The following is a 321-nucleotide window of genomic DNA, read 5'->3' as shown; positions in this document are numbered from 1 at the left end:
CCGCCGATCTCTTCGCGGTCGGTCTCGTCGCGCTCTATCTGCTGCAGGGTCAGAAGCCGGACTCCAAGGCCCTGGTCGAGCTCTTCCTCGCCCATGGCACGCCGGGGGCGCCGCAGGGCATTCCCGAGCCGCTGTGGCAGGTCCTGGCGGGCCTGCTCCAGCCCGACCCGCACGCGCGGTTCCGTACGGCCACGGGCGCGCGCAAGGCGCTGACGTCGGCCGTGGAACTGCTGCCCGAGCCGGACATCGACGACGAACTGGTCGAGGTCTTCGACCAGATCGGGCCGCTCCCCTCCGCGTTCGGCCCCGACGGGCCCGTCG

General features: G+C 72.6%; 1 pseudogene. It reads left to right on the top strand.

Annotation, left to right across the window (positions count from 1 at the left end):
* Nucleotides 1-321, top strand: a pseudogene (locus BFF77_RS37245) (serine/threonine protein kinase); the annotation flags it as partial.

The organism is Streptomyces lushanensis (assembly GCF_001700515.1).
Taxonomy (GTDB): domain Bacteria; phylum Actinomycetota; class Actinomycetes; order Streptomycetales; family Streptomycetaceae; genus Streptomyces; species Streptomyces lushanensis.
Note: the sequence above shows the minus strand (reverse complement) of the source record. Positions and strands in the feature narration are given on the sequence as shown.